A 17140-nucleotide genomic window follows, 5' to 3' on the forward strand; every position below is an offset into this window, starting at 1 on the left:
CGCGCTTCATGAACTCGTCGCTGATCCAGACCGCGGTGTTCGCGGTGCGAGTGCGCCGATACGGGTCGCCAGAGTTTTGACGCAGATCCAAAAACTCGGGGAAGTCGAGGTGCCAGTTCTCCATGTAGAAGCAGAGGGCGCCGAATTTCTTACCGCCGCGGCTGACCGCACGCAGGATCGAGTCGATCGTGTGCATGAACGGGATCGGCCCGGTCGACGTGGTGTTATTCGACCGGATCGGTGAGCCCTGGGCGCGCAGCTTCGTGACGGCGAGCCCGATGCCGCCGGTGCCCTTGGTGAGCCACATCACGTCGCGCGTGGTCTTAGCGATGTGCTCCATGTCGTCTTGCATTTCCATGACGAAGCAGTTCGCGAGCTGCGGGTAGACGGTGCCAGCGTTGACGAGAGTGGATCCGGCTGCCACGTATTCAAGGCTGGACATCTTCTCGTAAAACTTCAGCGCCGCCGCCGTGGGGTCGGCCTCGTTGAGGGACAACCCCATCGAGATGCGCATCCAGAAATACTGCGGTACCTCGAGCGCGTCACCGTTGCGGCCCTTGATGCCGTAGCGGTTGTTGAGCGTGACGACGCCGATGTACTTGAGAAGTTCGTCGTGGGCAGGCTCGAGCGCGTCGGCGAGCACGTCGAAGTCGAAGAGCTGGGTGAGGCGGGGGTCGAGCAGCTGCTCGTCGACGCCGCGTGTGACGTTCGCGGCGAAGTGCGCGCGGTGCAGCTCCTTGAGCTCCGCGGCCGTCTCGTAGTCGCCGAGCACGCGCTTGTAGATGGTCTTGAGCAGGAGCCGGGCGGCCACCGTGTCGAAGGCCGGGTCGTCCTTCACGTTCTGGAGCGCGACCTGGATCACGGCCTCATCCAGCTGCTGGGTGGTGATGCCGTCGAAGAGCGTCAGCTCGAGCTCGCTCGCGATCTGGGTCACCCAGGTGATGTTGTCGTCCAGGCCGGCACTCGCGTGCTCGATCGCCAGGTTGATCTTGTTGGCGTCATACTGCTCGCGTTGCCCGTTGCGCTTGACTACGGTGATGCCCACTTCTGCTCCCTTTGCGTTGTTAAAACGCGTCTACTGAAACCCACCCCGACCGGCGGTTTCTTGCCCCGAATGATCTCCGGCTGGTTCCGGAATCGACTGCGATACGCATCAGGCTGGGCCGCGCCGAGTGGGCGACCCAGGAGTTGCTCTCCCGCAGTTCCACCACTATATAGCGGGCATCCGACATTCCGGTAACCCCACATGTAGTGGGCGTGTCATCCACAACTGTGGATAAGTTCGCCGAGTTGTGCACAGCCTGTGGAGGGATCCGGCGCGCCCCGGAGCGCCGCGGGAGCGCCGCCCGACTCGCCCGGGAATACCCGCCGAAACGATAGGCTTGCACCCTTGTGAGCACCTATTTGAGCCTTCTGAAGACGCACGGCGTCGCGCGGCTCATGTCGGCCCAGCTCGTGGCCAGACTCCCCAACGGAATGCTGTCGCTCGCCTACCTCCTGCACATCGAGCAGCTTCACCATTCCTACGGCGCGGCCGGCCTCGTGCTCGCCGCCACGAGCATCGGCCAGGCCATCTCCGGCCCCCTGACGAGCCGCTGGATGGGCATCTGGGGAATGCGCCGCGTTCTGGTGCTCACGCTCGCGGTCTGCGCGGCGACGGTCGGCACCATCGCGCTCGCACCCACTCTTCCCGTGCCGGTCTACATGGCACTCGGACTCCTCGGCGGCCTGAGCACTCCGCCCATTCAGCCCGCTGTGCGCACCATCTATCCCAAGATGGTCAACTCGCGGCAGCTGACGCCCCTGTTCTCCCTCGACGCGTCGGCCCAGGAGATCATCTGGGTCGCGGGCCCCGTGCTCACCACCTTCGTGGCCACCCAGGTGAGCACGGTGGCGGCGATCCTGCTGGCCCTGTTCTTCATGATCGGCGGCGGAATCTGGTTCATCGCCTCGCCCGAGGTGGGCCGGGTGCGCATCCCGCGCAGTCGACGCAGCCTCGGCGTCGTGCTCAAGAAGCCGGCCGTGCTGCTCGCGACGGTCACCGGCTTCCTCCTCATCGGCGCGTGCGCCGCGATCGAGGCCGGAGTGGTCTCGGCGTTCGGCGAGAAGAGTCCGGAGTCCGGCGTGGTGCTGGCGATCTTCTCGCTCGGCTCGCTCATCGGCGGGCTCGCGCTCGGCCACATCCCGATCGGACCGTGGGCCATGGCCAGGCGGATCTTCATCGTCTTCGTGGGGATGTCCCTGGCCGCGTTCTCCCTCAACGTGTGGTGGCTCGCCGTGACGCTGCTCATCGCCGGCATCGGGATCGCCCCGGCCCTCGCGGTGATGTTCGCGATCGTCTCGTCGAGCGTGCGGTTCAGCGAGACCGCGGAGGCCTACGGCTGGGTCGGCACCGGCCAGCTCATCGGCGCCGCCCTCGGCTCCGCGGCCGCTGGGTTCCTCATCGACCGCTACGAGGCGCCCGGCGCGTTCTGGGTGGCCGTGACGCTCGCCGGCCTCGGGTGCCTCGTGCCGATGGTGTTCCGCCGGGCCCACCCCGACCTGCGCGGCCGGGATGCGAGCCCGATCCCCGACACCGAGCCGGTTCCGGTCCAGCCGAGCTGAGACCGCACCGCGGCCGGCCCGGGACCGCGGCGGCTATCTCAGGGGCACGAGCGCGCCGGCGAGCATGGTGAGTTCCGTCAGGACGCCGGAGAGAATCTCGTCCTGGCGCTGGGTGCTCACGAAGCGCCCGTCCTCCATCTGCTTGCCGGCGAACGAGATCTCCAGCGCTGCACCCGTCTTGACGAGGCCGAGCGCCACGATCACGTTCTCGATCGCGTTCACGCCGCGGCTCCCGGCCGAGACTCCGCCGTAGCTCACGAAGCCCACCGGCTTGCGCCACCACTCCGCGGAGAGGAAGTCGAGCGCGTTCTTGAGCGCGGGCGAGAAGCTGTGGTTGTACTCGGGGGTGACGAAGATGAAGGCGTCGGCGGCATCCACCCGTTCGCTCCAGCGGATGGTGTGCTCCTGCGTGTACTGCCGCAGCTTGGGGTGGTTCGGCTCGTCCATAAACGGCAGGCCGATCTCGGCGAGGTCGGCGAAGTCGATCTCGAACTCGCCCTTCTCCCGCACCGCATCCCGCACCCACTCCGCGATCGGCAGCCCGATGCGTCCCGGTCGAACACTCGCGACGACGATCATGAGCCTGGGCATGGTATCTCCTCTGTTTTGAATTCTCGCTGTATTCAATGTCTCAGCGCGGTGTTGAACCGATCCCGGGCTCCCGGCATTCCCGCTGGCGATCCGACCGGAAGTCCCGCCCACGCGACCGCGCAGGAGGGCATTCCCCAATAATGGAACGATGGCTACCCCCGAATCCCCCTCCCTCGCCCTGCTGGACGGCCACACCATCCCGCAACTCGGGCTCGGCGTGTACAAGGTGCCGGATGCCGAGGCGGCACGCGTGGTGGAGACCGCGATCGAGGCCGGCTATCGCCACGTCGACACGGCAGCCCTCTACGCCAACGAGCGGGGGGTCGGCGACGGGGTTCGGGCCTCCGGCGTGGCGAGGGAGGAGATGTTCGTCACGACCAAGGTGTGGGACGACGATCACGGCTACGACGCCACGCTGCGCGCCTTCGACGCGAGCCTCGCCTCGCTCGGGTTCGACTACGTGGACCTCTACCTCATCCACTGGCCCGTGCCGTCGAGGGACCTCTACGTGGACACCTGGCGCGCCCTCGAGGCGATCGCGCTGGGCGGCCGGGCCCGCTCCATCGGCGTCTCCAACTTCGCGCCGCACCACATCGACCGGCTGCTGGCCGAGACGCACACGGTGCCCGTGATCAACCAGGTGGAGTTGCACCCCTGGCTCCCCCAGCGTGCGGTGCGGGAGTACGACGCGGCACACGGGATCCTCACCGAGGCGTGGTCGCCGCTCGCCCGGGGCCGGCTCGTGGGCGACCCGGTGCTCGAGGCGATCGCGGCCCGGCACGGCAAGTCCGCGGCCCAGGTCGTGATCCGCTGGCACCTGCAACTCGGCAACGTGGTGATTCCCAAGTCGGTGACCGCGGAGCGTATTCGGCAGAACATCGACGTGTTCGACTTCGAGCTCGACGCCGACGACCTCGCGGCGATCGGCTCCCTCGAGACTGGCACGCGCACGGGCATGGACCCGGACGAGCACTAGTCCAGGAGCAGCCCCTCGGTCGGCGCGGGCTCGATCCGGTCGCCGTTGTCCACGTTCTCGGGGTTGGGCAGGCTCATCAGGAACCGGAAGAAGACGACGGCGGCGAGCGCGGATGCCGCCCCGCCGATGGTGAACGGCAGCGCGAGATCCACCCTGCCGATGAGACCGCCGATGATCGAGCCGACCGGCATGCTGCCCCAGAGAAGCGTGCGCCAGGTGCCGTGGACGCGCCCGAGAAGCCTGCCGGGGATGATGCTCTGCCGCAGCGACATCACCAGGATGTTCCACACCGTGACCGCGAAGGTCGAGACGAAGAAGCCGAGGCCGACCGCCCAGAGCACCGGCACGACGCCGGCGAAGAGCAGGGCGAGCGCATCGAGCAGCGTCGCGATCGCCATCGCGAGCCCGGCGCCGAGCCACGATCCCAGCCGGGAGGCGAGCGCGGCCCCGAGCACCCCGCCCGCCGCGCCGGTGAGCAGGAACACCCCGTAGAGCGCCTCCGGCAGGCCGAGCGGGCCGAGCAGGTAGAGCACGAAACTCGCGGTGGCCGCCGACACGCAGATACCGACGAAGGTGCTGAAGAACCAGAGGGTGCGCAGCATCCGGTTGGCGACGATGAAGCGGAAGCCGTCCACGAACTGTCGGTACCAGGCCACCGTCGGCTCGTCGCGCGTCGCCGCGAACTGCCTGCCGGAGGCCGCCTTCGGCAGCAGGAACGCGAGAACCACGGCCACGGCGAAGACGAGGGCGTTGGTGCCGAGCGGGATGAGCACCGAGATCGCGAAGAGGGCCGAGGTGAACGGCCCGGAGAGCAGGTTCTGCACGACGAGTTCGCCCGCCTCGATGCGGGAGTTCGCCCTGGCCAGGTCGGCCCGCCCGACGATGCTCGGCACCACCGCACGGATGGCCCCGTCGTAGAGGGTCTCGAACGTGCCGTAGACGAAGATCACGAGGTACAGCCACCAGATGGTGAGCGTGCCGGTGCCCGCGAGAACGGCGAGCGCGACGGCCAGCACCGTGCGCACCGTGTTAGCCAGGGCGAGGGCGCGGCGGCGGTCGATCCGGTCGATCAGGATGCCGGACGGGATGGCGAAGAGCAGCCAGGGAAGCAGCGCGAGGGCCGCGACGCCCGCGATGAGTACCGGATCGTGGGTGAGTCGCGCCGCGAGCAGGGGCGCCGCCGTGCGGGCGATGCCGTCGCCGAGGCTCGACGCGAGGTTGGCGGTGAAGAGGTTCGAGAAGGCCCCGCCGAGCCCCCTCCTGCTCACCATCGCCCGTGGACGGCCCCGCGGAAGTAGCGGTCGTAGATGTCGGTGACGCCGGCGGTGAACTCGGCGCCGAGATCCGCGGCGGAGCCCGCCGCGGCGTTGCTCTGCGCCTGTTCGACGTTCCGGGCCCCCGGGATCACGCTCGACACCCCGTCGAGCTGGGCGACCCAGGCGAGCGCCACCTGCGAGGTGGTGAGGCCCTGGGCGGCCGGCGTGCGCGCGGCGAGCTCCGCGAACTCTCGCGCGGCGATCACGCCCTGCTCAAAGTCGACCCCGGAGAAGGTCTCCCCCACGTCGAACGCCGAGCCGTCGCGGTTGTAGGTGCGATGATCGTTCGCGGCGAAGGTCGTGGTGGCCGTGTACCGGCCGCTGAGCAGGCCGGACGCGAGCGGCACCCTCGCGATGATGCCGACACCGGCGGCGATGGCCGCGGGCAGCACCGCATCGAGCGGCTTGAGCCGGAAGGCATTGAGGATGATCTGCACGCTCGCGACGCCGGGTCGCGCGATCGCGGTGAGGGCCTCGTCCGCCGTCTCGACGCTCACCCCGTAGTGGGCGATCGCGCCGTCGGCGACAAGGGTGTCGAGCGCGTCGTAGACCGCGTCGCTCGACAGCACGGAGGTCGGCGGGCAGTGCAACTGCACCAGGTCGATGGTGTCCACGCCGAGGTTCGCGCGCGACCGGTCGGTCCAGGCGCGGAAGTTGGCGAGGGTGAAGTTGGCCGGATCCTGCGCCGCGCGCCTGCCCATCTTGGTGGCGACGGTGATCGAGTGGCCGGGGTTCTCCGCCAGGTAGGCGCCGATGAACTGCTCGCTCCGGCCGTCTCCGTAGACGTCCGCGGTGTCGAAGAGGGTGACGCCCCCGGCGACGGCGGCGTCGAGCACCGCCCGGGCATCCGCCGCGCTCACCTCGCCCCAGTCCGCTCCGAGCTGCCAGGTTCCGAGACCGATGACGGACACGGTATGGCCGGTGCGGCCCAGGGTACGAGTTCTCATGCTTCCACCATACGGGTCGGGTCGGACACGCAAACGGACGGACGGGTCGCCCCGTCCGTCCGTCACGATTGCGGGCGCCAGGCCCGGGCGCTAGTCGCGCAGGTTCTCTTTGTACTCGTTCTTGGCCTTGGTGGCGTCGCGTTCCGCCTCGGCGTGCTTCACGGCGGACTCGGCCTGGGCCTCGTCCGCCTTGTCGCTCACGCGCTCCTTGGTGTCGTCGACCCACTCGCCGACCTTCTTGCCTGTCGCCTGCGCGGCGTCCTTGGCGTCGTCGATCAATCCCATGACTCCTCCTTCTTGTCGGTGTCGTCCCTGTCAGTGTCGCGAACGTGATGTCGCTGATGCCCCGCACGGTAGACCCGGAAGGCTCGGGAGCGGGGTTTCTCTCACCGATTTCCCAGAGTGCTCCGGGCCCGCTCCCCTCGGTGTGACGTTCGAATCGTGACGAACGTTGGGTAGTGGTGGCATCGGTCCGTGGCTACCGTGGTGACATGAGGCGAATTCTGATTCCCGCGGTGCTCGTGCTCGCGATGGTCGGCCTGGCCGGGTGCTCGGGGTCTAACTCGAGCAGCAGCGATTCCGGTGCGGCCTCCTCCAGCGCCCAGGCCCCGTCTGCCGTGCAGGGGAAGCCCTCGACCCAGGATTCGACCGGCGGCAAGGCCGAGGTCGGCACCGGGCGCCAGGTGATCACCAACGGCGACGTCTCCATCACCGTCGAACGCCCCATCGCGGCCGCCGACCGCGCGGTGGCCATCGTCGAAGCGTCCGGTGGACGGGTCGACGGACGAGTGGAACGCGCCCCGGTGGACGGCGATCGGGGCAGCGCCCAGCTGACCCTGCGCATCCCCTCGGCGAAGCTCACCTCGGTGCTCGACCAACTGAAGAGGCTCGGAACCGTGCAGAGCGTGTCGATCACCAAGCAGGATGTGACGAGCGAATCGCAGGACCTGGACGCCCGCATCACCGCGCTTCGGGCCTCTGTCGACCGCCTCCTCCAACTCATGGCCAAGGCCACGACCACGGCCGACCTCATCACCATCGAATCGGCGCTCTCCGACCGGCAGGCCAACCTGGAGAGCCTGCAGGCGCAGAAACGATCCCTGGTGGACCAGGTCGACCTCTCCACGATCACCCTCGCCCTCGGGTCCCCAGCCACCGCGCCGAAGAAGGTGCCGAACGACTTCCTCAGCGGCCTCGTCGCCGGCTGGAACGCCCTCGTCGGATTCTTCGCCGGGGTGATCGTGGTGGTCGGGGTGCTGTTGCCCTGGCTCGTGCTGGCCGCCCTTCTCGGCGGAGTCGTGCTGCTGCTGGTGCGGCGCCTCCGTCGCCGGCGCACCCCCGCGGCCGGGCAGCACGAACACCCGGACGAGTAGCCGGTCAGCGCTCGGTGAGGCGCCAGACGATCTTGAGACCGGACCAGTCATCGTCGATGGCCGCGACCTTGACGTCGACGAGACCGTGCGGCAGCACCGAGTCGCGGATGAGGTTCTCGGTGACGTCGCTCGTGTGGCCGGCCGCCCTCCTGGGCCACGCCACCCAGAGCGCGCCCGCCGGATGCACGAGCCGGCCCAGTTCCACGAGCAGCGACTCGAGACCGGCCGCCTCCCGAACGAAGACCAGGATGAGGTCGGCGCGGTCGCCGGGTGCGACCGTCTCGAGGGGAGGCGGGTCGTCGAGCGACCAGCCGGGAGGGGCGTCGAGAATCGAGACCCGCATCCCGGCCCTGAGGCCGAGCTTGCGGGCCTGCGGTGTCGGGGAGTAGCCGGCCACCCGCACACCTCCCGCCGCTGCACTTCCTAGACTGGCTCAATGATCTCAGCGAATTGGGCCGGAAACTACGAATACGTCGCGCGCGAACTCGCGACCCCCGGCTCGCTCGAGGAGCTGCAGGAGCTCGTGGCCGGTGCCGAGAAGGTGAAGGCGCTCGGCAGCCGGCACTCCTTCAACGACGTGGCCGACACGACGGGAGTGCAGGTGTCACTCGCCGGGCTGCCCCGGCTTGTCGAAATCGACGAGTCCGCGCGCACGGTCACCGTGAACGCGGGCGCGAAGTACGGCGAGTTCGTGGAGGAACTGGCCCGTCGGGGCTGGGCCATCCACAACCTCGCCTCGCTCCCCCACATCTCCGTGGCCGGGGCCATCGCCACGGGCACCCACGGCTCCGGCGACCGCAACGGGAGCCTCGGAACGGCGGTCGCGGCGCTCGAGATGGTGACGGCGAGCGGCGAGATCCGGCGGTCGAGACGCGGCGACCCGGACTTCGACGGGCTCGTCGTCTCGCTCGGCGCCCTCGGGGTGGTCACCTCCGTGTCCCTCGACATCGAACCCAACTTCGACATGCGCCAGGACGTCTTCGAGAACCTGGGCTGGCCGCAGCTGCTCGCCAATTTCGACCAGATCACGGCGAGCGCCTACAGCGTGAGCGCCTTCACCGACTGGGGCGACGGTGGTGCGAGCCAAGTCTGGCTCAAGAGCCGCGTCGACTCCGACATCGCCGCCGCGAGCCGGGCAGACCTGTTCGGCGCGCCCCGGGCGACACGGCAGCGTCATCCGCTGCCCGACGGACCGAGCGAATGGACCACCGACCAGGGTGGCGTGACCGGGCCGTGGTGGAAGCGGCTCGCGCACTTCAAACTCGAGTTCACCCCGAGCAACGGCCAGGAGTTGCAGAGCGAATACCTCGTGCCACGCGCGCACGCCGCCGGGGCGATCGAGGCGATGCGACGGCTCGGTCCGCGCCTGGCGCCGCTGCTCTTCGTGGGCGAACTGCGCACGATGGCGGCCGACGAACTCTGGCTGAGCCCCAGTTACGGCCACGACTCCCTCGGCCTGCACTTCACCTGGCGACAGGATGCCGCGGTGGCCGACCTTCTGCCCGAGCTCGACGCGGCCCTCGCTCCGTTCGACGCGAGGCCGCACTGGGGCAAGCTGTTCGCGACCACACCCGCCCGCCTCGACTCCCTCTACCCCCGGCTTCCCGACTTCCGGCGTCTCGCCAGGAACATGGACCCGGAGGGGAAGTTCCGCAACGCGTTCCTCGACCGCACGATCTTCGCCGGAGCCCCCGCTCCTCGCACCGCGCCCGTCGCCGTTGTGCAGGGCGGCGCGGTGCAGGGCGGCGCGGTGCAGGACGACCCGTCCTGAGGGGCCCGACCATGCGAAGTTGCGGTCTTCTGCTCTATCGCCGTACCGAGGCGGGCGTGCTCGAGGTGTTCATCGGGCACATGGGCGGGCCGTTCTGGGCGAAGAAGGACCTCGCGGCGTGGTCGATCCCGAAGGGCATCGCCGACGACGGGGAGCACGACCTCGACACCGCCCTGCGCGAGTTCGAGGAGGAGACCGGGCGGCCGGCTCCGCAGGCCGAGTGGCGCCCCCTCGGCGAGTTCGCCCAGCCGTCGCGCAAGGTCCTGGTGGTCTTCGCCGGCGAGTCCGATTTCGACGCCGAGCACATCGCCAGCAACCTGTTCGAGCTCGAGTGGCCGCCGCGGTCGGGGCGAATCCAGCGGTTTCCCGAGATCGACAGGGCCCGGTGGGTGCCCATCGACGAGGCCAGGGAGCTGGTGGTGAAGGGCCAGGTGGCCCCGCTGGACGCCCTGGCCGCGCTGCTCGCGGGGTAGTCGGCGCTAGCCGAGCGCGGGGGGACGAACCGACGCGTCCAGTCCGCGCAGCGCCATCGCCTCCAGGGCCGGCAGGGCCGCCTCGACCGCGGCGAGCTGCTCGGCGTCGAGCGTTGCGAGCAACTCGGTGACGAGCTCCGCGCGCGCCGAGCGCGCCCGCACGATGTAGTCGACCCCGGCCGGCGTCGCCTCGATCGAGAAGGCGCGGCGATCGCTCTCGTCGACCTCGCGACCCACGAGCCCTCGCGCCTCCAGGTCGGCCACGATTCGCGTGATGGAGGGCGCGGCGATGTCCTCGCGCTGGGCGAGTTCGCTGAGCCGGAGCGGACCGAAGCGCACGATGCTCGACAGCGCAGAGACGGTGCCATGGCTGAGCCCGGCGGTGGCCCGCAGCAGACGGCGATTGAGCCGACCCACGGCGAGTGCCAGCCGCGGCGCCGTGGCTTCGAGCCCGTCGGCGGCGGCATCCGGTTCGGTCACGTATCGGCCCCACTCGCTCGAAGTCGTCCAGCGGATCAGGGATGCCCTGTCGCTCCCACGACGATACCGCGCCCCGGCGAGCCGACCGGCCCGGTCGCGTGACTTTCGTCCCTGTCGCGACAGCACGGAGTTCCTAGGCTCGAATCCAGCCGGCACATCGTTCGAGATACCCCGGCGGAGGGGAACGGGCGAATGCACAACATTGACCTTCCGACTGTGGAGGACCTGACGAGACTCTCCGACATCCGCACCCCCGGCTGCGTGTCGATCTACGCCGAGGCCGTGCCGCAGTCCCAGGAGTCCGACAAGGCCCGGATCGAGGTGAAGAGCCGCCTGCGCGAGGCCGTCCAACAGTTGGAGGCGGCCGGTACGAGCGCCGACCTCGTCGAGTCGATCAACGCGGCGGTCGACGGGCTCCTCTCGGACCGGCACTTCTGGCGCCGCCAGTCGAACAGCCTCGCGGTCTTCGCGAACGGCAGCACGCTCACCACCTTCCGGCTCGCGAACCGGCTCTCCGGACTCACCGAGGTCTCCGATCGCTTCTCGATCACTCCGCTCCTGCGCGCGGTGACCGTCTCGCACTCCGCCCTGATCCTGGCGCTCTCGCAGAACTCGGTGCGACTCATCGACTCCTCGTCCTCGTCCGCGGCCACCGAGCTGGAGGTGCCCGGCCTCCCCACCGACCTCGAGACGACCGTGGCCCTCGACCTCACCAACGACCGGGACACGCTCGCCCACCTGCGCACCTCCGAGGACCCCAAGGTCCGCATGCGCGAGTTCTCGCAGGCGATCGACCGAGCGCTCCGGCCGGTTCTCGCCGAGTCGGATCGCCCGCTGATCCTCGCGGCCGCCGAACCCCTCGCGAGCATCTTCCGCTCGGTCTGCTCCTCCCCGCGGCTCGTCGAATCGACGATTGCCGGCAACCCGGAGGAACGATCGGCCGAGGAGTTGGCGGCGAGCGCGACACCGATCCTGGACGCCCAGCACTCCGCCGAGCTTGCCGCCCAGGTCGCCCGATTCGACGAGGGCACGTCCCGGGGGCTCGCCGTGGGGACCCTCGATCGTGTGGCCATCGCCGCGACGGCGAGGGCCATCGACACCCTCTTCGTCGACATCGAGCAGCGCATCCCCGGCTACGTCGACGAGGTCAGCGGCGCCATCACCCGCAGCGACGCCGACGACGCGGCCAACTACGACGTGGTGGACGAAATCGTTCGACGGGCGCTCGCCTCGGATGCCCGGGTGCTGGCGGTGCGAGGCCCCGAGGTGCCGGGTGACGGGCCGGTCGCCGCGATCCTGAGGTACGCGCTGCCCGCGTAGGAGAGGCCCATTGACGTGTTCGACAACCGCATCGACGCCGGTCGGCAGCTCGCCGCGCGCCTCGAGTCGCTGAGGGGCACCGACGCCGTGGTTCTCGGGCTGCCCCGGGGTGGCGTGCCCGTCGCCGCGGAGGTGGCCAAGGCCCTGCACGCCCCGCTCGACGTCATCGTCGTGCGCAAGCTCGGTGTGCCGTTTCAGCCGGAGGTGGCGATGGGCGCCATCGGCGAAGGCGGCGTGAAGGTGCTCGACGCCCGGGTGCTGAGAATGGCCAGGGTGAGTGACGCCGAACTCGCCGACGTCGAGCGCCTCGAGCGCGCGACCCTCGAGGCACGAAGCGCCCGATTTCGTCACGGGCGCGACCGCATCGACCTCACCGGCCGCACGGCGGTCATCGTGGACGACGGGATCGCCACCGGCTCCACCGCCCGGGCCGCCTGCGAGGTCGCGAGGCGGCTCGGAGCGACGCGGGTCGTGCTGGCGGTGCCGGTCGGGCCGAAGGACACCGTGGAGGGCTTCACCGAGGCGGACGAGGTCGTCTGCGTGTCGGCCCCGAGCCAGTTTCTCGCCGTGGGCTACCACTACCGGGACTTCTCCCCGACGAGCGAGGACGAGGTGATCGTGCTGCTGGATGCCGCGGCCCACCGCATGAAGGCCGGACTCGCCTCCGAGGCGGCGGACAGCGACGCCGACGTCATGATCCCGGTCGACGGCGTCACCGTCGAGGGGCGCCTGCACCTGCCGGAGCCCGCCGCGGCGGTGGTCGTGTTCGCCCACGGCAGCGGGAGCAGCCGACACAGCCCGCGCAATCTGTTCGTCGCCGACGTGCTCTACGAGGCCGGACTCGGCACGCTGCTGCTCGACCTGCTCACGCCGGCCGAGGAGGCGAACCGGGCCAACGTGTTCAACATCGAGCTTCTCGCCCGGAGACTCGGCGGCGTCACGGACTGGCTTGCCGCGCGCCAGGAGACCGCGGGGTGTGCCATCGGCTACTTCGGAGCGAGCACGGGAGCCGGCGCGGCGCTGCGGGCGGCGGGCGAGCTGGGTGAGCGCATCTCCGCGGTCGTGTCGCGCGGCGGTCGGCCCGAGCTGGCGGGCCCCATCCTCCCGGCCGTCACCGCGCCGACCCTCCTCATCGTCGGCGGCGCAGACACGATCGTGCTCGACCTCAATCGGCGCGCGCAGGCCGAGTTGCGCTGTGAGAACCGGCTGGCGGTCGTCGCGGGAGCCACTCACCTCTTCGAAGAGCCGGGCGCCCTCGCCGAGGTGGCCATCCTCGCCCGCGACTGGTTCGTGGTCCACCTGCTGTCCGACGGCGAAACGAATTCGAAGGGACCACACCCATGACCGACATCGGGCACATCGTCGTGAGCCACGACATCGTCGCCGACATCCTCGACCTGGCTCGTCCACTCCTCAGTGACAGCGATCTCGGCCCCCTCGTGAACCGAGTGGGAAGCTCGAGGTTCGTCTGCATCGGCGAGGCCTCCCACGGCACCCACGAGTTCTACGACTGGCGAGCACGCCTCAGCCGGCGCCTGATCGAGGAGCACGGCTACACCTGGATCGGGGTCGAGGGCGATTGGCCGGACTGCTGGCGCATCAACCAGTGGCTGCGCGGTCGGGGCGACCAGGATCTCGGGGCGCGGCAACTCCTCGGCCTGTTCGAGCGCTGGCCGACCTGGCTCTGGGCCAACGAAGACGTCGTCGACTTTCTCGAGTGGCTGCGCGACTGGAACTCCACCCGGCCGGAGAGCAAGCGGGTGGGCTTCTACGGCCTCGACGTCTACTCGCTCTGGGACTCCCTGGGCGAGATCATGGTCTGGCTCGAGAAGTACGCCCCGGAGGCGGTCGAGAGCGCGATGCAGGCCTGGCAGTGCTTCGTGCCGTACCAGGAGGATCCGCACCGCTACGCCTGGAGCACAAGGCTTGTGCCGCAGTCCTGCGAGGCCGACGTCGTCGCCCTGCTCATGGAGGTGCGCGAACAGGCCTCGCTCCGCGCGGGAGACGAGAGCGCGTTCGACGCCGAACAGAATGCCGAGGTGGCCGCCGGCGCCGAGCGCTACTACCGCACCATGGTGCGCGGCGACCGCGAGTCCTGGAACATCCGCGACATCCACATGGTCGACACCATCGACAGGATCGCCCGGCATCTCGGCCAGGACTCGAAGGGGATCGTCTGGGAGCACAACACCCACGTCGGAGACGCCAGGGCCACGGACATGGCCCAGGGCGGGCTCGTCAACGTCGGCCAGTTGCTGCGGGAGCGGCACGCGCAGGAGGGGGTCGCCTTGGTGGGCATGGCCTCCTTCCGCGGCACGGTGCTGGCCGGGGCGGAGTGGGGTGCGCCGGAGCTGGTGCTGCCGGTGCCGGATGCCCGGCCCGGCAGCCACGAGGACTTCCTGCACCGGGCGCTCGGCGAGCCCGCCGTGCTGATGTTCGGGGACGATCGGGAGCGGCCGTGGCTCGCCGCCCGGCTCGGACATCGCGCGATCGGTGTGGTCTACCACCCCGAACGGGAGTTCGCGAACTACGTTCCCACGACCATGGGCGGTCGGTACGACGCACTGCTCTGGTTCGAGCAGACCACCGCGCTGCACCCGCTTCGCCACGAGCCGCCGCCGCGCGAACCGGAGTTCGAGACCGAGCCGACCGGCTTCTGACCGGGACTAGCCTGATCGCATGGACGACGGCACGGCATCCGGAGCGAGTGTGCGCGTGCGCGTGATAGTTCGCGGGCGGGTGCAGGGCGTCGGCTACCGGTGGAGCGCGCGGATCGCCGCCGAGCGGCTCGCCCTGGGCGGTTTCGCCACCAACCGGCCGGACGGCTCGGTGCTCGTCGAGGCGGAGGGGCCGTCGGCCGACGTGGATGCCCTGCTCGACTGGCTGCGCCAGGGTCCGCCGGGCGCCCGGGTCACCGCGGTCGACGCGGAGTCGGTCCCGCCCGTCGGCGACACGGTCTTCCACATCGGCTGACCCGGTTCAGCTGGCCAGGGTCAGCGAGTCCAGGCCCAGGGAGAAGCCGGAACTCGCGGCGTTGCGGCCGACGACGGTGAACCCGATGCGGTGGGCGCCCGCCGTGTCGAACGTGACCGTGCCGAGCGGCACCGTCGCGAAGCCCGCGTCTGCCGAGTAGGTGTCGCGCGCGGTGCCCACCGCCAGGCCGTCCACCGACACCCGGAAGGTGCCTCGGTCGTCCGCCAGCTTCACCGCTGCGAGAAGCTCGTAGCCTCCCGCCACCGGCACAAAGACGGTGAACTCCGCCCGGTCACCCACCGCGGTGGTGTCGACCTTCACCAGGGACCCTCCGCTCGCCCGCGGATCGGCCACGAAGTACCACCGGAGGGAGGGCGGTACCCGGGGGTCACGCCCTCCGCCTCGACTCGCACGGGAATCACCGGCACGAGCTGCACCCGGTCGATGCCGAGGTTGAGGCCGGACCCGGTGGACCCGGTGACGGTGAACCGGATGCTCGACTGGCCGGGCGCGAGGGTCACCGTGCCGAGATCGGTCGTGCGGTAGCGCGAGCCGGCGGCGAGGTACGCGTCGTGCGTGTCGCCCAGGGCGGAGCCGTTCACCGACACCCGGTAGCGGGCGCGGTCGCTCGCCTCCTTCATGCGCACCTGCACCCGGAAGGTGCCGACGGCCGGCGGCAGCGCGTACTGGATGTAGTCGCCCGCCACGGCCCCGTCGAACCAGCTGTAGGCGGCACCGCTCGCGTCCGCCCCGGCCAGGTCGGCCGAGGTCGCCCCCGCGGACACGCTGGTGGGCAGGCTCTCCGCCTCGCCGTTCACCACCGGAGTGAGCACCACGAGCGACATCGCGTTCACGCCCAGGCGCACGGTGGTGCCGGCCGAGCGCGCGGCGGGCAGCACCGTGCTGTCGACGAGCTGCAGGCCGGCGCTCGTTCGATCGTGGCTGTAGTTGCTGTGCGTGGCATCGATGAGGTACCGCTCCACCCGGATCTGCCGCCCGGTGAAGACGGCCGGCAGGTGATCGACCGTGAGGGTGGTGTCGAAGGTCGCGGTTCCCGAGGTCGACTGGTAGTTCGTGGTGAGCACCGACACGCCGGAGTCGTCGGCCGTGGCGAGCGCGTTCACGCCGATCCCGTCGGCGCCGAGCGCGCTCGACACGGAGGCGACCCGGTCCCGTTTGAGCATCGACTGCATCCGCACGAGGTTGTAGTAGGGGTACGGCGCGCCGTCCTCGGCATCCACGAACATGGACTTTCGGTCGTTGCTGTCGTGGTCCCAGGTCCACGCGAACGACATGTCCATGCCGCCGCGCTGGTAGAAGTTGCCGAGCGTCGACATGGCCGCCGCGTCGGTGAGGGAGTCCGCTTCGAAGGTCGTGCCGCATCCGCTTCCCGGGCACGCCGCCCCCGGGAATACCCCGTACTCGGTGACGAAGATCCTCGGGCGCGTGCCGATTCCCGCGTCGGCGATCCAGCCGTCCAGATCCGACTTCTGCCGCTCGGCGTCGGCCGGATGCGTGCGCAGGCTGTAGCTGTGGAACGACACGAAGTCGAGGCGCTTCGCCGCGTCGCCGTCTGCGCTGTACAGGGCCAGGAAGTCCTTGATGTAGCGCACTCCGGAGTCGGTCGGCGTGGGCGTCTGGGTCGAGATCGAGCTTGTGGCCGGCCCGCCGACCCTCAGGGGAATCTGCGGCCGCAGCTCGGCGTTGAGCTGGTTCACCACGGAGTAGAAGACCCGGTACCAGGTGTAGTACTCGCCCACCGACAGCGCCGGCGGCATGTAGTTCGCCTCAGACTCGTTGAACACCTCGATGTATTCGATGCGCGGGTAACGCTCCTTGTAGTGGCGGATGCCGTCGATGAGCACCTGGCGGCAGGCCGCGGTGGACGACGGCGTCATCAGGGCGTCCGGGCAGCGGTAGACGTTGAGGAGGATGCGGTCGGAGTACCGGTCGGCCTGGTCGAGGTAGTCCTGCTGGTGGTCGCCTGCCATGTCGACGTAGTCGAAGTCGTAGGCCTTCGTGGCCGGGTCGTAGTACTCGGCGGGCTTCACCCACATGCGGGTGACCCGGGTGTCGAGTGCCGCGACCCCCCTGAGGTCGCCCGGTCCGAGCAGCGGGGCATAGTCGCCCTGGTCCTCATACCACGACGGGTTGTTGAGTGCGCCGAGGCCGGCCGAGGCATCGACGGTCACCGTGGCGGCCTGGGCGGCCGCGGCCGGCCCGGGCGCCCCGGCGATTGTCGCGCTGGTGATCGTTGCGCCGGTGAGGATTACCGTCGCGAAGACGGCGCTGAATCGTGTGCCCATGGTCAGACTT

The 17140-nt window shown here is 69.8% G+C and carries 18 protein-coding genes; 9 read left to right on the top strand and 9 right to left on the bottom strand.

Going from position 1 to position 17140, the window contains the following annotated elements:
• On the bottom strand, positions 1 to 1045 hold a 1045-nt coding region (locus ACHZD8_RS08930), incomplete at its 3' end, for a ribonucleotide reductase N-terminal alpha domain-containing protein (protein ID WP_394769918.1).
• 347 nt (positions 1046 to 1392) lie between these two features.
• Here ACHZD8_RS08930 and ACHZD8_RS08935 point away from each other — a divergent pair.
• Entirely contained in the window at positions 1393 to 2604 is a 1212-nt protein-coding gene (locus ACHZD8_RS08935; protein ID WP_394769920.1) for an MFS transporter, read from the top strand.
• 33 nt (positions 2605 to 2637) lie between these two features.
• On the opposite strand, the gene ACHZD8_RS08940 is transcribed toward ACHZD8_RS08935, so the two are convergent.
• The gene (locus tag ACHZD8_RS08940) at positions 2638 to 3195 is read right to left on the bottom strand and encodes an NADPH-dependent FMN reductase (protein ID WP_394769921.1); all 558 of its coding nucleotides are present in this window, start codon (positions 3193 to 3195) and stop codon (positions 2638 to 2640) included.
• Between the two features lie 148 nt (positions 3196 to 3343).
• Here ACHZD8_RS08940 and ACHZD8_RS08945 point away from each other — a divergent pair, with 148 nt between their 5' ends.
• Positions 3344 to 4171, top strand: coding sequence for an aldo/keto reductase (locus tag ACHZD8_RS08945; protein ID WP_394769922.1), 828 nt, complete (start codon positions 3344 to 3346; stop codon positions 4169 to 4171).
• On the opposite strand, the gene ACHZD8_RS08950 is transcribed toward ACHZD8_RS08945, so the two are convergent.
• From ACHZD8_RS08950 to ACHZD8_RS08960, 3 genes are all read right to left on the bottom strand, one after another.
• Positions 4168 to 5442, bottom strand: a complete 1275-nt coding sequence (locus tag ACHZD8_RS08950; protein ID WP_394769923.1) for an MFS transporter — start codon at positions 5440 to 5442, stop codon at positions 4168 to 4170. The two genes, ACHZD8_RS08945 and ACHZD8_RS08950, sit on opposite strands and share 4 nt — an antisense overlap.
• Positions 5436 to 6434: an aldo/keto reductase gene (locus ACHZD8_RS08955; protein ID WP_394769924.1), complete on the bottom strand. Its 999-nt coding sequence runs from the start codon at positions 6432 to 6434 to the stop codon at positions 5436 to 5438. Before ACHZD8_RS08955 ends, ACHZD8_RS08950 begins: the two co-directional genes overlap by 7 nt.
• A 90-nt stretch (positions 6435 to 6524) precedes the next feature.
• Positions 6525 to 6719: a hypothetical protein gene (locus ACHZD8_RS08960; RefSeq protein WP_394769925.1), complete on the bottom strand. Its 195-nt coding sequence runs from the start codon at positions 6717 to 6719 to the stop codon at positions 6525 to 6527.
• Between the two features lie 206 nt (positions 6720 to 6925).
• Here ACHZD8_RS08960 and ACHZD8_RS08965 point away from each other — a divergent pair, with 206 nt between their 5' ends.
• On the top strand, positions 6926 to 7807 hold the full coding sequence (locus tag ACHZD8_RS08965) for a DUF4349 domain-containing protein (RefSeq protein ID WP_394769926.1): 882 nt from the start codon (positions 6926 to 6928) through the stop codon (positions 7805 to 7807).
• Between the two features lie 4 nt (positions 7808 to 7811).
• On the opposite strand, the gene ACHZD8_RS08970 is transcribed toward ACHZD8_RS08965, so the two are convergent.
• Positions 7812 to 8204 (bottom strand): DUF3052 family protein, encoded by a 393-nt coding sequence (locus tag ACHZD8_RS08970; RefSeq protein WP_394769927.1) that lies wholly within the window; start codon positions 8202 to 8204, stop codon positions 7812 to 7814.
• 39 nt (positions 8205 to 8243) lie between these two features.
• Between ACHZD8_RS08970 and ACHZD8_RS08975 the strand changes: the two genes are divergently transcribed.
• Both ACHZD8_RS08975 and ACHZD8_RS08980 read left to right on the top strand, forming a co-directional pair.
• Positions 8244 to 9578, top strand: a complete 1335-nt coding sequence (locus ACHZD8_RS08975; RefSeq protein WP_394769928.1) for an FAD-binding protein — start codon at positions 8244 to 8246, stop codon at positions 9576 to 9578.
• A gap of 11 nt (positions 9579 to 9589) precedes the next feature.
• The gene (locus ACHZD8_RS08980; protein ID WP_394769931.1) at positions 9590 to 10051 is read left to right on the top strand and encodes an NUDIX domain-containing protein; all 462 of its coding nucleotides are present in this window, start codon (positions 9590 to 9592) and stop codon (positions 10049 to 10051) included.
• Positions 10052 to 10057: 6 nt separating this feature from the next.
• Here the strand turns inward: ACHZD8_RS08980 and ACHZD8_RS08985 are convergent, their stop codons facing one another.
• The gene (locus ACHZD8_RS08985) at positions 10058 to 10657 is read right to left on the bottom strand and encodes a MarR family winged helix-turn-helix transcriptional regulator (RefSeq protein WP_394769934.1); all 600 of its coding nucleotides are present in this window, start codon (positions 10655 to 10657) and stop codon (positions 10058 to 10060) included.
• Between the two features lie 66 nt (positions 10658 to 10723).
• Between ACHZD8_RS08985 and ACHZD8_RS08990 the strand changes: the two genes are divergently transcribed.
• From ACHZD8_RS08990 to ACHZD8_RS09005, 4 genes are read left to right on the top strand one after another with little or no spacing between them, the layout of a single operon-like run.
• On the top strand, positions 10724 to 11851 hold the full coding sequence (locus tag ACHZD8_RS08990; RefSeq protein WP_394769936.1) for a hypothetical protein: 1128 nt from the start codon (positions 10724 to 10726) through the stop codon (positions 11849 to 11851).
• 15 nt (positions 11852 to 11866) lie between these two features.
• The gene (locus tag ACHZD8_RS08995; RefSeq protein ID WP_394769939.1) at positions 11867 to 13195 is read left to right on the top strand and encodes a phosphoribosyltransferase family protein; all 1329 of its coding nucleotides are present in this window, start codon (positions 11867 to 11869) and stop codon (positions 13193 to 13195) included.
• Positions 13192 to 14511: an erythromycin esterase family protein gene (locus tag ACHZD8_RS09000; RefSeq protein WP_394769941.1), complete on the top strand. Its 1320-nt coding sequence runs from the start codon at positions 13192 to 13194 to the stop codon at positions 14509 to 14511. The genes ACHZD8_RS08995 and ACHZD8_RS09000 overlap by 4 nt, the downstream gene beginning before the upstream one ends.
• Before the next feature lie 19 nt (positions 14512 to 14530).
• A complete protein-coding gene (locus ACHZD8_RS09005) occupies positions 14531 to 14824 on the top strand; it encodes an acylphosphatase (protein WP_394769942.1) in 294 nt (97 codons plus the stop codon).
• Between the two features lie 6 nt (positions 14825 to 14830).
• Here the strand turns inward: ACHZD8_RS09005 and ACHZD8_RS09010 are convergent, their stop codons facing one another.
• Positions 14831 to 15145: a hypothetical protein gene (locus tag ACHZD8_RS09010; protein ID WP_394769944.1), complete on the bottom strand. Its 315-nt coding sequence runs from the start codon at positions 15143 to 15145 to the stop codon at positions 14831 to 14833.
• Positions 15142 to 17130 carry a hypothetical protein gene (locus ACHZD8_RS09015; RefSeq protein WP_394769945.1) on the bottom strand — a complete coding sequence of 663 codons (1989 nt, stop codon included), beginning with the start codon at positions 17128 to 17130 and terminating at the stop codon, positions 15142 to 15144. Before ACHZD8_RS09015 ends, ACHZD8_RS09010 begins: the two co-directional genes overlap by 4 nt.
• Between the last annotated feature and the right edge of the window lie 10 nt (positions 17131 to 17140).

Source organism: Lacisediminihabitans sp. (assembly GCF_043726815.1).
Classification (GTDB): domain Bacteria; phylum Actinomycetota; class Actinomycetes; order Actinomycetales; family Microbacteriaceae; genus Lacisediminihabitans.

Excerpts from the sequence above, each read along its gene's own strand:
- ACHZD8_RS08940 (WP_394769921.1), bottom strand. The coding sequence starts at position 3,195 with ATGCCCAGGCTCATGATCGTCGTCGCGAGTGTTCGACCGGGACGCATC.
- ACHZD8_RS08945 (WP_394769922.1), top strand. The coding sequence starts at position 3,344 with ATGGCTACCCCCGAATCCCCCTCCCTCGCCCTGCTGGACGGCCACACC.
- ACHZD8_RS08950 (WP_394769923.1), bottom strand. The coding sequence starts at position 5,442 with ATGGTGAGCAGGAGGGGGCTCGGCGGGGCCTTCTCGAACCTCTTCACC.
- ACHZD8_RS08955 (WP_394769924.1), bottom strand. The coding sequence starts at position 6,434 with ATGAGAACTCGTACCCTGGGCCGCACCGGCCATACCGTGTCCGTCATC.
- ACHZD8_RS08960 (WP_394769925.1), bottom strand. The coding sequence starts at position 6,719 with ATGGGATTGATCGACGACGCCAAGGACGCCGCGCAGGCGACAGGCAAG.
- ACHZD8_RS08965 (WP_394769926.1), top strand. The coding sequence starts at position 6,926 with ATGAGGCGAATTCTGATTCCCGCGGTGCTCGTGCTCGCGATGGTCGGC.
- ACHZD8_RS08975 (WP_394769928.1), top strand. The coding sequence starts at position 8,244 with ATGATCTCAGCGAATTGGGCCGGAAACTACGAATACGTCGCGCGCGAA.
- ACHZD8_RS08980 (WP_394769931.1), top strand. The coding sequence starts at position 9,590 with ATGCGAAGTTGCGGTCTTCTGCTCTATCGCCGTACCGAGGCGGGCGTG.
- ACHZD8_RS08990 (WP_394769936.1), top strand. The coding sequence starts at position 10,724 with ATGCACAACATTGACCTTCCGACTGTGGAGGACCTGACGAGACTCTCC.
- ACHZD8_RS09000 (WP_394769941.1), top strand. The coding sequence starts at position 13,192 with ATGACCGACATCGGGCACATCGTCGTGAGCCACGACATCGTCGCCGAC.
- ACHZD8_RS09005 (WP_394769942.1), top strand. The coding sequence starts at position 14,531 with ATGGACGACGGCACGGCATCCGGAGCGAGTGTGCGCGTGCGCGTGATA.
- ACHZD8_RS09015 (WP_394769945.1), bottom strand. The coding sequence starts at position 17,130 with ATGGGCACACGATTCAGCGCCGTCTTCGCGACGGTAATCCTCACCGGC.